Source organism: Microbacterium sp. JAI119 (genome assembly GCF_013410135.1).
Classification (GTDB): Bacteria; Actinomycetota; Actinomycetes; order Actinomycetales; family Microbacteriaceae; genus Microbacterium; species Microbacterium oxydans.
On the sequence record NZ_JACCCK010000008.1, the window covers coordinates 1 to 15,854 of the forward strand.

At 64.7% G+C, this 15,854-nt stretch carries 22 protein-coding genes; 8 read left to right on the top strand and 14 right to left on the bottom strand.

From position 1 onward, the window contains the following. Positions 1 to 44: 44 nt before the first annotated feature. Positions 45 to 362: a MazG-like family protein gene (locus tag HDC31_RS19245; protein WP_113681252.1), complete on the top strand. Its 318-nt coding sequence runs from the start codon at positions 45 to 47 to the stop codon at positions 360 to 362. Continuing rightward, on the top strand, positions 359 to 2,098 hold the full coding sequence (locus tag HDC31_RS19250; RefSeq protein WP_113681232.1) for a DUF2075 domain-containing protein: 1,740 nt from the start codon (positions 359 to 361) through the stop codon (positions 2,096 to 2,098). Before HDC31_RS19245 ends, HDC31_RS19250 begins: the two co-directional genes overlap by 4 nt. 63 nt (positions 2,099 to 2,161) lie before the next feature. Here the strand turns inward: HDC31_RS19250 and HDC31_RS19255 are convergent, their stop codons facing one another. Together HDC31_RS19255 and HDC31_RS19260 are read right to left on the bottom strand one after the other, a co-directional pair. Further along, complete coding sequence (locus HDC31_RS19255) at positions 2,162 to 3,028, bottom strand: DUF167 domain-containing protein (protein ID WP_147251307.1); 867 nt, start codon at positions 3,026 to 3,028, stop codon at positions 2,162 to 2,164. 240 nt (positions 3,029 to 3,268) lie between these two features. Then, positions 3,269 to 3,883 carry a MerR family transcriptional regulator gene (locus tag HDC31_RS19260; protein ID WP_113681253.1) on the bottom strand — a complete coding sequence of 205 codons (615 nt, stop codon included), beginning with the start codon at positions 3,881 to 3,883 and terminating at the stop codon, positions 3,269 to 3,271. Positions 3,884 to 3,953: 70 nt separating this feature from the next. Here HDC31_RS19260 and HDC31_RS19265 point away from each other — a divergent pair, with 70 nt between their 5' ends. Then, positions 3,954 to 4,451: a DUF4188 domain-containing protein gene (locus tag HDC31_RS19265; protein WP_113681234.1), complete on the top strand. Its 498-nt coding sequence runs from the start codon at positions 3,954 to 3,956 to the stop codon at positions 4,449 to 4,451. A gap of 43 nt (positions 4,452 to 4,494) precedes the next feature. On the opposite strand, the gene HDC31_RS20045 is transcribed toward HDC31_RS19265, so the two are convergent. Beyond that, a complete protein-coding gene (locus HDC31_RS20045; protein WP_113681235.1) occupies positions 4,495 to 4,968 on the bottom strand; it encodes a hypothetical protein in 474 nt (157 codons plus the stop codon). Between the two features lie 282 nt (positions 4,969 to 5,250). On the opposite strand from HDC31_RS20045, the gene HDC31_RS19275 reads away from it, so the two are divergent. Next, positions 5,251 to 5,598: a polynucleotide kinase gene (locus HDC31_RS19275; protein WP_257022397.1), complete on the top strand. Its 348-nt coding sequence runs from the start codon at positions 5,251 to 5,253 to the stop codon at positions 5,596 to 5,598. Between the two features lie 93 nt (positions 5,599 to 5,691). Here the strand turns inward: HDC31_RS19275 and HDC31_RS19280 are convergent, their stop codons facing one another. From HDC31_RS19280 to HDC31_RS19290, 3 genes are all read right to left on the bottom strand, one after another. Beyond that, complete coding sequence (locus tag HDC31_RS19280) at positions 5,692 to 6,066, bottom strand: hypothetical protein (protein WP_147251309.1); 375 nt, start codon at positions 6,064 to 6,066, stop codon at positions 5,692 to 5,694. A gap of 413 nt (positions 6,067 to 6,479) precedes the next feature. Then, the gene (locus HDC31_RS19285; RefSeq protein WP_179516428.1) at positions 6,480 to 7,346 is read right to left on the bottom strand and encodes a hypothetical protein; all 867 of its coding nucleotides are present in this window, start codon (positions 7,344 to 7,346) and stop codon (positions 6,480 to 6,482) included. Positions 7,347 to 7,427: 81 nt separating this feature from the next. Then, positions 7,428 to 7,997 carry a TetR/AcrR family transcriptional regulator gene (locus HDC31_RS19290; protein ID WP_258546417.1) on the bottom strand — a complete coding sequence of 190 codons (570 nt, stop codon included), beginning with the start codon at positions 7,995 to 7,997 and terminating at the stop codon, positions 7,428 to 7,430. A gap of 86 nt (positions 7,998 to 8,083) precedes the next feature. Here HDC31_RS19290 and HDC31_RS19295 point away from each other — a divergent pair, with 86 nt between their 5' ends. Next, on the top strand, positions 8,084 to 9,085 hold the full coding sequence (locus HDC31_RS19295; RefSeq protein WP_113681238.1) for an SDR family NAD(P)-dependent oxidoreductase: 1,002 nt from the start codon (positions 8,084 to 8,086) through the stop codon (positions 9,083 to 9,085). A 20-nt stretch (positions 9,086 to 9,105) separates the two neighbouring features. Here HDC31_RS19295 and HDC31_RS19300 read toward each other — a convergent pair whose 3' ends face one another. Continuing rightward, the gene (locus tag HDC31_RS19300) at positions 9,106 to 9,459 is read right to left on the bottom strand and encodes a hypothetical protein (protein ID WP_113681239.1); all 354 of its coding nucleotides are present in this window, start codon (positions 9,457 to 9,459) and stop codon (positions 9,106 to 9,108) included. Positions 9,460 to 9,480: 21 nt separating this feature from the next. Then, positions 9,481 to 10,338, bottom strand: coding sequence for a hypothetical protein (locus HDC31_RS19305; RefSeq protein ID WP_113681240.1), 858 nt, complete (start codon positions 10,336 to 10,338; stop codon positions 9,481 to 9,483). A gap of 393 nt (positions 10,339 to 10,731) precedes the next feature. Between HDC31_RS19305 and HDC31_RS19310 the strand changes: the two genes are divergently transcribed. Both HDC31_RS19310 and HDC31_RS19315 read left to right on the top strand, forming a co-directional pair. Continuing rightward, positions 10,732 to 10,941: a hypothetical protein gene (locus HDC31_RS19310; protein ID WP_147251311.1), complete on the top strand. Its 210-nt coding sequence runs from the start codon at positions 10,732 to 10,734 to the stop codon at positions 10,939 to 10,941. A gap of 164 nt (positions 10,942 to 11,105) precedes the next feature. Continuing rightward, complete coding sequence (locus tag HDC31_RS19315; RefSeq protein WP_113681242.1) at positions 11,106 to 12,005, top strand: hypothetical protein; 900 nt, start codon at positions 11,106 to 11,108, stop codon at positions 12,003 to 12,005. Between the two features lie 128 nt (positions 12,006 to 12,133). Here HDC31_RS19315 and HDC31_RS19320 read toward each other — a convergent pair whose 3' ends face one another. Then, on the bottom strand, positions 12,134 to 12,283 hold the full coding sequence (locus HDC31_RS19320) for a hypothetical protein (protein WP_179516429.1): 150 nt from the start codon (positions 12,281 to 12,283) through the stop codon (positions 12,134 to 12,136). A gap of 191 nt (positions 12,284 to 12,474) precedes the next feature. On the opposite strand from HDC31_RS19320, the gene HDC31_RS19325 reads away from it, so the two are divergent. Continuing rightward, on the top strand, positions 12,475 to 12,861 hold the full coding sequence (locus HDC31_RS19325; RefSeq protein ID WP_113681244.1) for a VOC family protein: 387 nt from the start codon (positions 12,475 to 12,477) through the stop codon (positions 12,859 to 12,861). Between the two features lie 3 nt (positions 12,862 to 12,864). On the opposite strand, the gene HDC31_RS19330 is transcribed toward HDC31_RS19325, so the two are convergent. From HDC31_RS19330 to HDC31_RS19350, 5 genes are all read right to left on the bottom strand, one after another. Next, positions 12,865 to 13,311 (bottom strand): NUDIX domain-containing protein, encoded by a 447-nt coding sequence (locus tag HDC31_RS19330; RefSeq protein WP_113681245.1) that lies wholly within the window; start codon positions 13,309 to 13,311, stop codon positions 12,865 to 12,867. A gap of 36 nt (positions 13,312 to 13,347) precedes the next feature. Further along, complete coding sequence (locus HDC31_RS19335) at positions 13,348 to 13,506, bottom strand: hypothetical protein (RefSeq protein WP_179516430.1); 159 nt, start codon at positions 13,504 to 13,506, stop codon at positions 13,348 to 13,350. A gap of 35 nt (positions 13,507 to 13,541) precedes the next feature. Beyond that, positions 13,542 to 14,309: a 3-keto-5-aminohexanoate cleavage protein gene (locus tag HDC31_RS19340; RefSeq protein ID WP_257022405.1), complete on the bottom strand. Its 768-nt coding sequence runs from the start codon at positions 14,307 to 14,309 to the stop codon at positions 13,542 to 13,544. Then, positions 14,306 to 14,536, bottom strand: coding sequence for a hypothetical protein (locus tag HDC31_RS19345; protein ID WP_058631043.1), 231 nt, complete (start codon positions 14,534 to 14,536; stop codon positions 14,306 to 14,308). Before HDC31_RS19345 ends, HDC31_RS19340 begins: the two co-directional genes overlap by 4 nt. A gap of 96 nt (positions 14,537 to 14,632) precedes the next feature. Further along, positions 14,633 to 15,820 (bottom strand): MalY/PatB family protein, encoded by a 1,188-nt coding sequence (locus tag HDC31_RS19350; RefSeq protein ID WP_113681247.1) that lies wholly within the window; start codon positions 15,818 to 15,820, stop codon positions 14,633 to 14,635. Positions 15,821 to 15,854: the final 34 nt, after the last annotated feature.

The following is a 15,854-nucleotide window of genomic DNA, read 5'->3' on the forward strand; positions in this document are numbered from 1 at the left end:
CCAGCATCGAGGAAGGCCCGCCTCATGCGGCGGAGCGACCCAGAGTGGGGAATTTCGATGAGCAGAACCGAGGAATTTCAGTGAGCGCCGTCAACTCGCCGGAGAACCTCGCCAAGAGCATCTCAATCGAGGCCGGCGAGCTCCTTGAGTGCTTCCAGTGGTCCGCTGACTTCGACCAAGAACAGGTTGAAGCGGAGCTCGCAGATGTCGTCACCTACTGCATCCACCTCGCGAACAAGATCGGCGTCGACCTTGACGCGATCGTCATGAAGAAGTTGGAGTCGACGAAGGCAAAGTATCCCGTCGAGCTGGCCAGGGGCCGCATGACCAAGTACACCAAGCTTTCCGAGGCGCCGGAGTGACAGAGTTCAGCATCCAGCGCCTGCCTTTCCGCCGTGACGCCGTTGACGCGTGGGCGCGCGACGACGCCCGGCACACTAACTGGCCTGTTGTCTATGTGATCGAAGGCGACGCCCAGCGCAGCTCTCCTGGACTCTACGTCGGCGAGACAGCCAGCGCTGCCACCCGGATGCGTCAGCACCTCGCCGGCTCGAAAAAGAACGAGTCGCTTGAGTCGATCCGCGTCGTCGTGGATCACACCTTCAACAAGTCAGTCTGTCTCGACCTTGAATCGCATCTCATTCGCTGGTTCTCGGGCGACGACCAATACCGCATCCTCAATGGCAACGACGGTCTGACCGATGCCCAGTACTACGACCGCGCCCTCTACCGTGAATCTTTCCGTGACGTGTTCGAGGCGCTGCGAGCAGAGGGACTCTTCTCGCGCAGCATCCCGCAAATCGAGAACTCCGACCTGTTCAAGCTCTCGCCCTTCAAAGCGCTGACCGCTGACCAAGGCATCGCGATCATGGACATCCTGGAGGGTCTGCTCGATGACCTTCAGGACCCCGGCGCTCGATCAACACTCATAGTCCAAGGCAATCCAGGGACTGGCAAGACGATCATCGCGATCTTCCTGATGAAGTTGCTCGCCGATATCCGGGACTACGACGACCGCGACGGAGTCGAGCCAGACTCGATGTTCTCGGAGTTCTTCGTCCCCGAGAATCGCGAGCTGCTCAAGACTCTTCGCGTGGCTCTCGTGATCCCACAGCAGTCTCTGCGAATGTCGGTGAAGAAGGTCTTCATGAAGACCCCCAAGCTCGATGCTGCGATGGTGATGTCGCCGTTCCAGCTCGGTGAATCTGACGAGACTTACGACCTCGTCCTCGTCGACGAGACCCATCGCCTCGGACAGCGAGCCAACCAAGCATCAGGCGTGCAGAACAAGAAGTTCCGCGAGATCAACGAGGCTCTGTTCGGAAGCGATGACCCTCGCCACACCCAGCTCGACTGGATCAAGGCTAGGAGCAAGCATCAGCTCCTACTTGTTGATGGGGAGCAGAGTGTGCGACCTCATGATCTTTCTCCGGCGGCCCTTAATACAGAGATCATCGGGGCGAAGGACGCTCACCGCTATTTCCGACTGACAACCCAGATGCGCGTGCATGCCGGCGCAGACTATGTCGAGTTCGTGCGCGCCGTCCTGCGGGATAAAGCGCCGTCGCTCCCTGACCTCGGCGAGTATGAGCTCCGCCTCTTCGACAACCTCGGAGAGATGCGCGACGCCATCCGACAGAAGGATGCTGAAGTGGGTCTCTCCCGCCTCGTCGCAGGCTACGCGTGGGATTGGGTGTCGAAGAAGAACCCGGACGCTTTCGACATCGAGCTCGACGGCGAGCAAATGCGGTGGAACGGCACGGATAAGGACTGGATCAGCTCGAAGGGCTCGCTTGAGGAGGTCGGCTCGATCCACACCGTCCAGGGGTACGACCTGAACTATGCCGGCGTCATCATCGGACCGGACCTCCGCCTCGACCCGACCACCGGACGGATCGTCGCGGATCGCAAGAACTATCGGGACAAGAAAGGCAAGGAGAATACCGGGCACCTGAAGGATGCATTCGGGGACGATGATCTGCTGACGTTCATCCGGAACATCTACGGGGTGCTGTTGACTCGAGGGATGCGCGGAACCTACCTATATGTGTGTGATCCAGCACTCCGGGCGCGACTATCGGCGGCGCTCCACCGCTGAGTTCTCTTTTGGTCAGAGCCAGAATCTTCGCTGAGCGCGTCGCCGCGCTTGGCGGCGGCGACGTTAGTTCGAGGTACGCTCGCGGATCTCGTCGTCAGATAGCGGAGTGAACTCCGTATCGACTTCCCGCTGGTACTCACCAACCAGGTTGCGGTCATCTTGTTCCATATATTTGGCCGCCTGTTTGCGATTCAGCTCCCTCTTATCGCGGTTGTTCTCTTTCAGCTTCTTCTTCGATGGCTTACTGGCCTTGCCATCCGCTCGGACCACGGTTTGCTCTTCCTGGAGCGTCTCGGTCGCGTATCTGTTGTAGAAGGGGGATACATCCATGAGTAGTCGCCAATACACCCATTCCTTAGGCACGAGAAGGAGAGCACGTCCGTCCGCAACAGGGAGCGTGAGGCGCTGCTTCTTCCACTTCAGTGCGACGGAATCGAAGACGTCATACTCATCGGTCACGGCACCAACTGCCAGACTGGGATGCTGACGCATCATGTCCGTCGTGAAGTCAGCAAGAACATGGAACACGATTCGTGTGGTTGCGTCCGAGATGAGGTCGTAGCCCACTCCGTCCGCAAAGAGCCTCAAGTGCTCGAGGCGGGTCAACACGGCAACCCTCGCCTCGCGACTATTCTCCAGCAGCTTCCAAAGATCCTGAGATTCCTCATGCCCGAACGCTCTTCCGAACTTGCTTTTAACGCTCATGCCAAGGCGAGTCTCATTCGGCTCGTGCAAGTGTTCGAGCAGCTCTTGCCCCGCCGAATGGTCCGCAGCAACAGAAGAGAGCCGGAGCCGCAGCACCTCGGCGAAGAACGCGATTAGCGCCTTGTTGGCAGCCGTTGCGTATTTCCCGCGTCCGTTCCGGATCGCGCTTGGGTCAAGGAACAGGAGATTGTCCCGATGCACGTGGACATCAACAAACGGGACCACGCCGGAAACTCCGAAAGTCTTAGTAACTCGCATACTTACTCCCCCAACCACATCGTTGACGACTCGTTCCAGCCGAGCAGCGCCAGCTGGGCGCTTTCGTGAACCCTATCCTGAAGCACATCGACCACGGCTCTGCAACTTGACACTCGCAAGCTCGCGTGCCATCGTCCTCGCGACTATGCACCGCGACAACCAACGACAGCGCCCAAACGACGACAATCGAAAGCCGCAGAGAAGTAGCTAACTCGTTCCTTCCCCAAACCGCTCCCCCGAGCTCACCTGCTGCGCCACCCGCCGCAACGCCAACAGCAACGGCTCCACCAACACCGACCCCAGCACCACGTACCGCACCGCCGCCTCCGCAGACTCCCCCGGCACCCCCGCGATCTCCGCATCCGCGATCCGCCGCGCACTCGCGAGGTACTCCGCCATCGCCGCATCCGGAACGGTGAACCCGACACGCTCCAACCCGTGCAGCGCCCGCGCGACCGCATAGAGCACCGCCTCGTCGCACGTCCCCGGTTTCCACCCGAGCCGAGCGACAAGAGCCTCTGCGTCCGTCAGGTCCAACGACTCATTCACCGGCGGAGTGATTGCCGCATGTGCCGCCCCCAGCAGCTCGTGCGCACTCGCCGGCGGATCATCCAGCGCCCCGAGCACCCGTCGCGTCTCGGCGATGCTCACCCCCGCGTCGAGCAGCGCCCGGATCACCCGCAGCCGCTCCACGTGCCTCTCCCCGTATGCGGCCTGAGTCGCAGACGAGCGCTCGCCTTCGGGCAGCAGCCCCTCGCGCAGGTAGTACTTGATCGTCGGCACGGTCACGCCGGTCTGGGCTGACAGTTCGGAAATTCTCATGGCCACCTCTTGACTTCGATAGTAGCGCTATCCAGTATGGATAGTGAAACTATCCAACCAAGGAGACATCATGTCGAAAGTCATCACGGGCCGCACGACCCACCGCCACGAGGGCGAGCTCGTCGTGTTCCACATCGGGATGCAGATCAACCGCTGGTGGCGCCCCGACCTGTGGATGCCGGCGTTCTTCGCCATGCCGGGGATGCTGCGCGAACTCAGCACCGACCCCGACTCGGGCATGCTCGGCTACCACCTGCTCTTCAGCTCGGGCGGACCCTACGTCGTGCAGTACTGGTCATCCGTCGACAAGCTCTACGCCTACGCGTCCAGCCCGAACCAGTTACACCGCCCCGCCTGGACCGCCTTCAACCGCGCAGCCCGCAAGGCTCCGGGGGCGGTGGGTGTCTGGCACGAGACCTTCCGCGTCGACACCGCCGAGAGCGTGTACGTCTCGACGAAGCCGATGGGGCTGCCGAAGGCGACGGAACTCGTACCCGTCGGCAAGCGGCACGACCGGGCGCAGGCACGGTTCGCGGATGGGCGGACGACAGATAGCACAAACAGTTGAAGCACCTCGCCCGCCTCGCCTATGCCTCCGCGGCCATCCGAACTCAGGCGTCTCGCAGGGCCTTACGAAGAAGCTTTGCCACCTCGGGGCTCATGAAGTACTGCTCGCCGTCCCACCACCAGACGTAGTGCCATTCGCCGCCCTTAGGCGTGCGGAACAGGGGGAGACCTGCGCGACGAACCGCCTTGCCGATTCCCCCGAGCAGTCCGGCGACACGGGAGTATCCGTGCGGGTGGTTCACAGCCTCTGCGAGCTCAGCCGGGGTGAACACCGCAGTCTCCTTCATCGCCGCGTTGCTCAGACGCCTGAGAACGCTCTGCCCCGAACCGGAGACCTCCCTTACGAGAGCCGCAGCGACCGCTGGGCCTCGTCCGTCGATCGCCCACGATGGCCCATGCAGGCCAGATGGGAGAAGCGTGGGATTCTCAGAGCTAGGCACGTCCGCGACGAACTCTCCGAAGCGCACGTAGAACTCCGCGACTCGGCTATCCGGAACGTGCACGGTGATGGGAATCATGAACCCTCCTAAGATAGGTTGCAAGGTACCTTGAGGCACCTTAGGCCCAGTCAAGCCGGTTCACCAATATTTTTCAAGAGGGCTTGCAAGATAGCTTGAATCGGATCGACGTCCGAGCGATGAGAGGCGCCCCCAGCGGGCTCGGCTAGACCGTCCGCGATGCAACCGACCGGCCACCAAAGAACCCACTACCCTCACACCATGCCCACCGATCGCCCCCGCGCCTGGCTCTTCGACGTCGACGGCACCCTCGCCCTCATCGGCGACCGCTCACCGTAAGACATGCGCAACGTATCGATCGACACCCCGAACCACCCTGTCGTCGTCGCAGCTCAGGCGTTCTCCGCCCACCCCGATGTCGATGCGCTCATCGTCGTCTCGGGCCGCGACGAGACCGCTCGCCGCGCCACCGAGGCCTGGCTGACGTTCAACGAGATCCCGTTCGACCGCCTTCTGCTCCGCCGCACGGGCGACCAGCGCGCCGACAACATCGTCAAGGCCGAGATCTACGATGCCCACATCGAACCGCACTTCGACGTGATCGGCGTCGTCGACGACCGCCGAAGCGTGGTCGAGATGTGGCGGTCTCGCGGGCTGGTCTGCTTCCAGGTGGCCGAAGGGGACTTCTAGTCCCCTTCAGGAGAGCCGCGTGGGACAGACCCCGCGGACATCCGGGCTGGATGTGATCCGGCCGTCGTTACGCCGAGAAGTGGGCTCAGCGCCCTAAGGGATTCTAGCTACGGCGGGATCATGCGCGTTCGCGTTCTCAATGATGCGAATTCGTCGAGGGGAGAACACCAACACGGCTCGGTGTACGAATGATTCCTCACTCAACGCAGGTAAGCGAGCCAGCTCCATCGCCCCCGTCACCACCCTCATTACCAGAGCCGCGAACACAAAGATGGGTCCAATCCATGGCGCCTCCGATCCGAACAGAAATCCGATAGCGACAAGACCACCCACGATGACCACGTTGACGATCGCTACGACTACTCCCAGACCTCGAGGGACGGTCATCCCGGAACTGATACCGATGCTGACTCCCAGGGCACAGACAAAGAAGTAGACAGCGAGCTCGCCGCCGATTTCCAAGATCATTGCCATCGCTCCTTCGTCAGCACGTCACTCTCATGATGGTCCGTAGCTTGTAGCCCGGGTTGTCATCGCTCTTCACCACGGTCGCGATCGGTCGGGGGCAGCACATCCGTCCCGACAGTCTCGCGTCGACACGTCGATCATGGCTTCCGTCGCGCCCTATGCGAGGCGACGGTCCACCCGGCGAGGTTCGATCCGGTGAAGAACGCGAGAAGTCCGATCACGAGGTAAGCGGGGAGCGCATCTCCGGCTGGACCGTCAAGCGTGCCAGTCCACTCGAACCAGGCCAAGAACCCGAACCACACGGCTACGGGAACGAGTGAGAGAACCACACCCAGCTTCCGTCCCGCTCGTCCGGCCAAGACTCCCCAAAGAAGAAGAGCCACCCCTACAACGAAGTACCCCATGCGTGCGTCCTAGCAGTTCCGTACCCACGGCCACCAGACGCCCGTGGGTCCACCAACACCGACGACGTAGTGGATCGAGATGCATCGATTGCCCACCACCTGCGACGCCCCAATCGCGGCGACTGTCGTACAAGAGACCTGGAGGAGCTTTGCAAACGGCACAGGGGACTTGTTCAGCACTCCGGCGCATGCTGCATAGCCGCCGACCGCTGCGCGACTCTCCGCTTTGTTCAGGTGGACCTGAATGTACGGGCCAAAGAACTGAACCGTGGGATCCGCGACGACGGGGAAAACCGCTCCGGTCGTGTCCGCAACCTGCGACAGGGTTGAGCCGGAGATCTCATAGTGCGTGGGGAGCGCCTGTCCCGCAGCGTCTATCGCCCAGGGAGCTTCGATGCCTCCCACGAAGCCATCGGCGTTCGACACAGAGACCGAACCATCGTTGAGGAGAAGCAGCTGAGTGCCACCAGTGAAGGTCCACTGGGGATCTTCTCCGAGCGGATCCGACAGCATTGCTGAGAGCCGCGTCGCCCCCTCGTCAGGAAAGCTGACGGCGTACGTCACAGAGTCGCCCTCCGCGAGTGCATACTGACCGGCTTCGGAGATCTCCGCGTTTTCGGAGGCCCCCAGGGTGTCGTCCACATTGACGTCGTCCAGGGCTACAGAGACAGCACCACCATCCATCTGCAGCACAGGCGTTTCGGCATCCGACGGCGTGGAGGCGCCCACGGCGGCGGCCTCCGCCTCCTCGAGGACGCCCGTGATGTCGTCAGGTTCATCGGGGGCGGATGCCTGCGCAGCGAGCGGCACGAGAGCAAGAACGAGACTTAGTGCGCTCGCGCAGAGAACGGTCTGGCGTAAAGCTATACTCTTCATGCGAAGTATGTAAGCACACACATGAGGACATATCGATATACAATGCTTTACGAAATCCGGTTCGCCCCCGCCACGGACTAGTTACGCCGCGATCCCCCGCAGCAACCGCACCACGGTCTCCTCCACCCGCTCCGCACTCAACGGCTGCCCGATCAACGCGGAGTACGACGCCATCGCGATGAACTGATCCGCGATCGCCCCCGCATCCACGTCCGCCCGCACATCCCCCGCGGTCCGTCCGCGCGCCACTCGCTCCGACACCCATTCCCGGATCGGCGCCGCCAACCGCTCGTTCAACACCAAGCCCAGCTCGGGATCAGCCGCCGTCACCTCGATCAGCGCCCTCGCCAGCGATACCCCCTCGGGTCGAGCCAGCCCCGCGGACACCGCCGTGAACCACGCCCGCAAGTCGGCCCCGAGGTCGTCCGTCATCGGCACCGAAACCTCAGCGCCCGGCAGCGTCCCCTCGAGCAGCGCCTCCCCGAGGATCGCAGCCTTCGACGGCCACCACCGGTAGATGGTCTGCTTCGACACCTCCGCCTCAGCCGCGAGGCCCTCGATCGTCACGGCATCGTATCCGTCTGCGGCGAGCGCGCGCCGCATCGCGTCCAGCACGGACTGGCGGGCTTTCTCACTGCGAGGACGAGGCACCCGTCCACCGTACTCAGGCGTACACTGGAACATAAGTAGACGCACCGTTGCGAAACTACAACGGCACCCGAGCAAGGAGAACGAGCATGGCCCTCACCGCACACTCCACCATCGGCGACTGGATGAACGACCCGACCGGCGGCCCCCTCATCCGCGGACTCTTCGAGCAGACGGGCGCCGACCCCGAGCTCCTCACCCCCGTGCTGGGCCTTCCGCTTCAGCAGCTGGTCGCGATGAGCCAGGGCCAACTTCCCCAGTCGGTCGTCGACGACCTCGTGCGCGCGGCCAACGACGGCGAGATCCCCGAGGCCGACGACTCCGAGGGCTGGACCGAGAAGGTCACGTCCGGCCGCTTCGCCGGCAAGACCGTCATCGTCACGGGCGCCGCTTCCGGCATCGGCAAGGCCACCGCCTCGCGCATCGCCCGCGAAGGCGGACGCGTGATCGCCAGCGACATCGCCGCCGAGAAGCTCGACGCCCTCAAGGCAGAGCTTCCAGATGCCGACATCGTCACGGTCGCGGGCGACCTGACCACGCAGGACGCGATCGATGCCGTGCTCGCCGCCGCGGGCGACCGCATCGACGGCCTCGCGAACGTCGCCGGCATCAACGACGACTTCTCCCCTGCGGGCGAGACCCCGGACGCCGTCTGGGACCGCGTGATCGCGATCAACCTGACCGCTCCGTTCAAGCTCATGCGCGCGATCATCCCCGTCATGGAAGCTGCCGGTCGCGGCGCGATCCTCAATGTCTCGAGCGAAGCGGGCCTGCGCGGCAACGCCTCAGGCAACGCCTACACGGCCAGCAAGCACGGCATCATCGGCGTCACCAAGTCAGCGGCCTTCATGTACGGCCCGAAGGGCATCCGCGTGAACTCCGTCGCCCCGGGCGGCGTCGCCACCGGTATCCCGATGCCCCCGAACATGTCCGAGTATGGTTCCGGCCGCCTGGCCCCGTTCCAGCAGTCGATCCCGACCGTCGCAACGGCTGAGCACCTGGCGGCATCGATCACGTTCCTGCTGTCGGACGACGCCGTGAACATCAACGGCGCCGTCCTCGCCTCCGACGGCGGATGGTCGGTGCAGTAAGCCGCGGTATCGCCGGGGCGCTACGCAGGTCTGCGCGTGAGCGTGATCTTGACCGACGCCTCGGCACTCGCTTCTGCAATGAACAGAAGCTGACCCGTCGCACTCAGCGTGAGTCCCACCTCGATCTGTGAGACACCCCAGCCGCTCGATCCGCTATCGAGCCCCTCACCGATCTCGGTCAGCTTCCGCACCGTGTCGTTCCAGTTCGCCTTGATGGCCTCGACACTCGCGTTCACGACACGTTCCCCGCGTCGACTCGCGACCGGCGCCGAGTGCCTCTCGACAGGGCCGTCGTCGTCCGGCGAGCGGAACGTCGCATCCGATTCCTGAGGCGCGAGAATCTGTACAGCCCAGTTGTCCGCGGTATCGCTCATTGCATCTCCTCTTTCGTGCGTTCAGTGCTTCGCTTGGACGCCCAGCGCGTACACGGCTTGCGCCATGTTCTGCGCGATGCCCAGAGCCTCGGGGATTCGCGGGGCTCGCGGGCGGTGGGTCCCCGTATAGATGCCGACCGCCTCACCCGTGCGATCAAGACGGATCAGAGCGCCGGAATCGCCTCGGCTGCACCCCCGATCGAGGTACAGCACGATCGGATAATCCGAGAAGTTCGGGCTCACGATCGTGTTGCTCACCTGGGCCACCTGGCGGTGCTGACCTCCGCCCCTGGTCTGCACGATCACGTCGTCACCGACCGTCGGATAATCGACGACGGGCAGGTCGCTGAGGTGCGACAGCGCGTACGGAAGCTCGATGAAAGCCGCATCGATGGGCTGGTACCGCGAAAGGCCAAAGTACCCGTGACTTCCGTCATCCAGACCCAGGAGGTCGCCGGGACGCGAGTTCACGACGGAATGGCCAGCGACGATGATCCCCGGCACGTTGCCCCTCATCGCGTAGCAGGTCGTCGTGGCTCCGACCAGGTTCGGGGCGCCATGAAGCTCCCGTTCGACGCGGACGACGACGAGCGGGAGGCTTGTTCGCAAACGCGGAAAGCTCACCCGCAGCGGACGGTCGTCACGCCGCCGTTGCAGGAACCAGAACTCATCATCGACATCGTCAGGCAGGTACAGCGTCACCCCGAGAACCGGCGGGCTCTCCGCGCCTCGCTGCTGGATCAACCCGACCGCGCCGAAGGCGCGGATGACATCGTTCAACTCCGCGCCGAGGGGAACACCGGGAACTCTGTCGACGATGGTCTCACCGTCTTGGATCTCTGACACGAACGCGTAGGTGAGGAGCGTACTGCGGGTCACCGCGCGGAACTCTCTCGCGGCGTCATCGCCCGATCCCCCGTCCCTGCGACGGTCGAGGTCCTCCCAATACCGGATGATGCGTCGTCGACGACCTTCAAGCGAATTCAGGACTGCCGCCGGGGCCGCTCTGAGCGCGAGATCTTCGGGCACGTCCGCGCTGTCGAGTGCCCGTCGGACATCGCTTCGCGAGTACTCCACCTGGACTCCGCCTCTCCCGCGTCAGGATTCTGCAGCGCGTCAGAACCAAAGTAGCGGGAGTCGGCGAGTCGGCGTCTATGCGGAAGAGCTGCCCATCGGCGGAGCGATCGTCGGACTGCTGCTGCTCCTGTTGGGCGGAGCGTTCGTCGCCCGTCGACGACGCCACCGCATCGACGCCGTGTGAGACACCGGTGGATGCCGCGACCGATCGCGGCATCCACCGATCTCCTGTCGAACTCGCCGCACGTCGAGTCGCGGGACGCCACAGAGGGAGCACTGACAAGAGCCCAACCATTGCGCGTCACAAAGTCGGCGGCGTTCGTGCGAGGACTGATGGGCATCCGCATGAACTCCGTCACCCCAAACAGAGTCGCCACCGGCATCCCGGTCCCCGAACATGTCTGAGTGCGGCTCCGGCCGCCTGGCCCCGTACCGGCAGGCGATGCCGACCGGCGCAACCGCGTCGAGCGCGTCGAGCGCGTCGAGCGCGTCGACGAATATATCACTATCGTCCTCATATGTGTGCTTGTATCTGCTCCAAGCACTCGAACTAGATGTAGGAGGACCCCATGATTCGTGTTTCCCACGCCACGCGCACATCGCCATACGAGCCCACCCGGCTTTTCATATCGATTGCGACCTCCGCTGCCCTGGCCCTCGGAGCCATCGCTCTCCCCACCACGTCGTCGTGGGCGGATACCGGAGGCGACGGAGACCAGACGACAGCAGGGCACGAGATCGCCGCTGCGTTGGAGCACGTGGAAGGCAGCCTGGTCGGCGACTTCGCTCCTTCTGAGATCGAGGATGGGCTAGATGACGAGAGCGCTCAGGTCGGCGTCAGGGTCGAGGTTTCGAACGACGCGACAGAAGGCGTGCAGATCTCGACGGGGAACTTCGTTCTCGGGATCGACCTGCCCCACGCAGACGCAGCTGACACCGGCGAAGGTCTTCCGAACGGTGGAGTGGCCTATCCCTCGACCATGGATAGCGCGAATGCCGTCATCCCCGTTGACGGTGGCGCACAACTCCTCACCGTCATTTCGAACGACGCGGCACCCGAACGCTTTGACTACGGGCTCACGATGCCACCCGAGAACCGCCTGGAGGAGACCGCGGATGGCGGCGCACAGATCGTCGACTCGACTGGAAAGGCAGTCGTCATCTTCGAACCCGCCTGGGCTCGCGACTCGAGCGGGAGGAGCGTCCCAACTCACTACTCCGTTCAAGGGAACGTCCTGACCCAGACCGTCGCGCACAAGAGCCTGAGCAGCATCTCGTATCCGATCGTCGCCGACCCGCTTCCTGTCGTCGTGATCGTCATCACAGCCGCGGCAGCGATCGTCGTCGCCGCAGCCGCGCTCGGAGTCGCCACCTGGATTGTCATCAGTTGGTGGAACACCTGTCGCGCACAGGGAAAGTACCCCGAGCTCTCCACCCGAAACGGCTTCACTGCCAGGTGCGTGCGATAGCGCGACGGAATCTAGGGTTTCCTGATGTCTCCCAAACGGCTCTTCACAGGCGACCGCATCTTCGTGATGGCGTGCTCGCTCTGCATCTCGATTGGGCTCGTGGTCATCGCTGGTCTATCGTTCGCAAGTTACGCATTCGCGAACAGCGTCACGATTGCGATCCCCTGGATCGCAAGCTTCGACGGGTACGTCGATGTGAACGGATCGCCCGCTGTCACCGTCCGCGGATCGTGGATCGCAGTCCTGGCAGCGACAGCAATCGTCGCTTCCTCGCTCATGCTTGTCGCCCTATGCAGCGAGCGGTCCTCCCGCGCACGAGTCGGGCGCGTGTGACGCTCGCCCAAGACGTCGGGCGCCATCTCGTCACACTCGAGAGGTGGCGTCCGGCAGCTGGTCGCGACCTGCGGCGCGACATCTCGCCTATCGATCACTGGGCAGAACGACCCTTCAGCGGTCATACACTCGCTCCATGCTGAAGCTCGTGTCGATCGTGATCCGCGTGACGGACCTCCCCGTGCAGTCCACGTTCTGGAAGGCAGCCCTCGACTACGTCGAACGCGACCCCGCGGACGACGACTGGGTCGTGTTGAAACCGCGCGATGCCGACGCTCCCTGCATCGCTCTCGACGCGCACCACTCCGAGCGCATACTGCCTCCGCGCATCCACCTCGACATCTACGCCGAGGATCAGGCCGCCGAGGTGCAGCGGCTCCTCGCTCTGGGTGCGCGCGAGGTGCACTGGGACGGACGCCCGGCCGACGCCGACTACGTGATCATGGAAGACCCTGAGGGCAACCGCTTCTGCATCGTCGACCGTCCCGACTGGTCGGGGTGGGACCGCGCAAGCGGAGAGTGAGGATTAGCCGACGTCGGCCAACATCCGATCCACCCACACCGGATGCGGCAGCGTGGCGATCTCGGCACGCGTGAACCACCCGACCTCGACGACCTCGTCCTGATCAGGCACCGGCGGATCGAGCAGTTCGCACGCGAACGCGGTCGACACGTACGACACACGATCCCCGTTCGGATACGTCACGACGAGCGATTCGCCACCGAAAGCGCCGACGATCCCGGTGATGCGGATGCGCGCGCCGATCTCTTCCTGCACCTCACGGGTGATCGCCTCATCCGGACCCTCCCCCGGCTCGACGCCACCACCGATCAGACCCCATTCCTCCGAGCCCGCCGTGCGCGCGAGCAGGAAACGATCGCCCTCGCGGATCACCGCGGTCACGCCCGGCAGCAGCAGGAGGTCATGACCGATCCGCGCGCGGATCGATCGGACGTACTCAGAGAACGGCATGCCGGGAGCCTAGGTTCCGAGACTGCGCGTAGGCCGTCACTCCGGGCCGGGCCGTCGCTCTCGGGCCGTCGCCTTCCGGTGCGACGCGAGAGCCGCGCGCACGGCCGAGTAGATCACCAGCCACACGACAGCGATCCCGATGAAGACGTACGCGAGATTCGCGAGAAGGACGAGAAGAAACGAGCCAGAGAACATCGCCCCAGAATGCCGCACCCCGCGCACCCGCCCGGTCAGACTCCCCGCATCCGCGCCACGGCCGCCCGCACCAGAGCCGCGTTCCCCGGAGCAGTCGTGCCATCGGGGAGCAGCAGCGTGTCTTCCAGGCCGATGCGCGACGCCAGCCCGAACTCGACGGCAAGGTCGAACACCGGCCACGTCGAGCCCTCCTCGCCGTGCAACAGGATCGGGAGGTCGGGCTCCTCGAGCTGCACGTGGGCGATCATCCCTTCAGCGTGATCGCGCAGCACATCGGTCGGTTCGTCGGGGAGCTCGATCAGCACCCGCAGGCACTGCCCGCGAACGGGCGACCGCTTCCACACCTCGAAGCCGGCCGCGTCCCACAACCCGGCCTCGACCGCGACGCCGCGCCTAAGCAGCAGCGCGGCCACCTCATCGGCGCCGGCCTCGTGCCAGTTGACCGACGCGTGATCGGGTAGCTCCGTCCACGCCTCGATGGCGGCAAGGCGGCGCTCGACGTCGGGCTCGGCCCACGCTCCCGTCGTCACGCCGACCGGCACACCGGGGCTCGCGGAGCGCACCGCGGCCACCCATCGGGCGACATCGTCGGCGGCGAGACTGTCGCGACCCGCCTCGTCTTTCGGGTGCACATGCACCTCGTGCGCTCCCGCCACCACAGCACGCGCAGCATCGTCGGCGACGACCGACGCATCCGCACTCAACCACGGGTGCTCGACCGCATCACGAGCGCCGTTCACGCATGCCTGCAACAGCATCCGACGCGGAGGCCGGGCGGGCGGGTCCGAGTCCGGCGCGGTCATCGGCCGATCAGCTCGCGGGGGTGCAGGTCATAGGGAGAGGAGTCGGTCGACGGGCCCTCTTCGGCGCGCACCGTGTGCTCGACCTGACGCGCCACCGCCGCGCTGCGGCCGACCTTGACCGCCTCGGCCTCGCTCATGAAGCTGCTCCCCAACGTCTGCGATTCCCCCTCGATGCGGTTGAACCAGATGCCGTTGCGGTGGAACGTCTCGATGTCGCCTGCAGCCATGGCGGGATCCCTTCTCTCGCATCCCTTTCTACGTCAGACCACCGACACGACGGAGGGGCTTGACAGCCTCCGCCCCATCGCCCGAGCGAGACCGGTTCAGACCAGAAGACCCGCCCGACGCACGGCATCGCCCATCGCCGCGAACGCCTCTTCCAGGATCGGACGGGGTGTCGCGAAGACCACCCGCACGTGACCCTCGGCGCCACGCCCGAGCAGCCGTCCCTCGGTCAGCACGACCCCCGCCTGCTCGCGGAAGAACTCGGCGGGCGGCCCCGGAATCCCGAGCGCCGCGGTGTCGATCCACCCGATGTATGTCGCCTCGGGCACGTGATACACGGCTCCGGGGAGGTGCTCCTCCACCAGCGTCGCCAGCTGCCGCCGGGAACCGTCGAGGTAGTCGGTCACCTCCGTCAGCCAGGGCTTGCCCGACCGGTAGGCCGCCGTCGAGGCCACCACCCCGAGCGTGGCCGCACCGTGCTGCACCGCGAAACCGAACCGCTTGTACAGCTGCTGGTCGGCTTCGTTCGAGGTGATCAGCTGCGCCGTCTTCAACCCAGGGATGTTCCAGGCCTTCGAGGCGCTCGTTCCCGTCACCGTATGCGCGGCCGTCACCTCCGACACCGACGCGTACGGCACGAACGACGCACCCTCATAGCGCAGCGGGGCGTGGATCTCATCCGCGAACACCCGCCCGCCGTGCCGCTCGACGATCTCTGCGATCGCCTCCAGCTCATCACGCCCGACGATCGTGCCGGTCGGGTTGTGCGGGTTGCAGAGCACGAGCGTCCTCGCGCCGGCAGCGAACGCCTCATCGATGCGCTGCAGATCGTGCTGCCAGCGCCCGTCGACCTCGACGCCGGGGACCTCGATCACCGGATGTCCGATCGCCGGCAGGTAGGTCAGGAACGGCATGTACGCGGGGGTGGGCACGATCACGGGCGAACCCGCTGGCGCATACTCCTGCACCGCGACGCCGAGGGCCGCCATCACGTCCGAGACCGGATGCACACGCTCGGGATCGACCGCCCAGTCGTACTCGTCGCGCATCCACTCAGACGTCGCCTCACCGAGCTCCGCGGCCTGCGGAGGGGAGAGGTATCCCAGGTTCTCGTCGTCGATCGCGCGATGCAGCGCCTCCGCGATCTCGGGCGCGACCCCGAAGTCCATCTCCGCCACCCAGGCGCCGATGTGTCCGGGGTGCAGACTCCACTTGCGGCTCTGCGGCCGGTCGAGGAACAGACGGGTGCGGGCATCGAACGGATGCACGGGGGAGGCGGAGGTCATGGTCTGGGTCCCGCCGAGTCAGTCGGCGGCGGCG

Excerpts from the sequence above, each read along its gene's own strand:
- HDC31_RS19260 (WP_113681253.1), bottom strand. The coding sequence starts at position 3,883 with ATGAGAATTTCCGAACTGTCAGCCCAGACCGGCGTGACCGTGCCGACG.
- HDC31_RS19265 (WP_113681234.1), top strand. The coding sequence starts at position 3,954 with ATGTCGAAAGTCATCACGGGCCGCACGACCCACCGCCACGAGGGCGAG.
- HDC31_RS20045 (WP_113681235.1), bottom strand. The coding sequence starts at position 4,968 with ATGATTCCCATCACCGTGCACGTTCCGGATAGCCGAGTCGCGGAGTTC.
- HDC31_RS19275 (WP_257022397.1), top strand. The coding sequence starts at position 5,251 with ATGCGCAACGTATCGATCGACACCCCGAACCACCCTGTCGTCGTCGCA.
- HDC31_RS19280 (WP_147251309.1), bottom strand. The coding sequence starts at position 6,066 with ATGATCTTGGAAATCGGCGGCGAGCTCGCTGTCTACTTCTTTGTCTGT.
- HDC31_RS19285 (WP_179516428.1), bottom strand. The coding sequence starts at position 7,346 with ATGAAGAGTATAGCTTTACGCCAGACCGTTCTCTGCGCGAGCGCACTA.
- HDC31_RS19295 (WP_113681238.1), top strand. The coding sequence starts at position 8,084 with ATGGCCCTCACCGCACACTCCACCATCGGCGACTGGATGAACGACCCG.
- HDC31_RS19300 (WP_113681239.1), bottom strand. The coding sequence starts at position 9,459 with ATGAGCGATACCGCGGACAACTGGGCTGTACAGATTCTCGCGCCTCAG.
- HDC31_RS19310 (WP_147251311.1), top strand. The coding sequence starts at position 10,732 with ATGCCGCGACCGATCGCGGCATCCACCGATCTCCTGTCGAACTCGCCG.
- HDC31_RS19315 (WP_113681242.1), top strand. The coding sequence starts at position 11,106 with ATGATTCGTGTTTCCCACGCCACGCGCACATCGCCATACGAGCCCACC.
- HDC31_RS19320 (WP_179516429.1), bottom strand. The coding sequence starts at position 12,283 with ATGAGCGAGGAAGCGACGATTGCTGTCGCTGCCAGGACTGCGATCCAC.
- HDC31_RS19325 (WP_113681244.1), top strand. The coding sequence starts at position 12,475 with ATGCTGAAGCTCGTGTCGATCGTGATCCGCGTGACGGACCTCCCCGTG.
- HDC31_RS19330 (WP_113681245.1), bottom strand. The coding sequence starts at position 13,311 with ATGCCGTTCTCTGAGTACGTCCGATCGATCCGCGCGCGGATCGGTCAT.
- HDC31_RS19335 (WP_179516430.1), bottom strand. The coding sequence starts at position 13,506 with ATGTTCTCTGGCTCGTTTCTTCTCGTCCTTCTCGCGAATCTCGCGTAC.
- HDC31_RS19340 (WP_257022405.1), bottom strand. The coding sequence starts at position 14,309 with ATGACCGCGCCGGACTCGGACCCGCCCGCCCGGCCTCCGCGTCGGATG.
- HDC31_RS19345 (WP_058631043.1), bottom strand. The coding sequence starts at position 14,536 with ATGGCTGCAGGCGACATCGAGACGTTCCACCGCAACGGCATCTGGTTC.
- HDC31_RS19350 (WP_113681247.1), bottom strand. The coding sequence starts at position 15,820 with ATGACCTCCGCCTCCCCCGTGCATCCGTTCGATGCCCGCACCCGTCTG.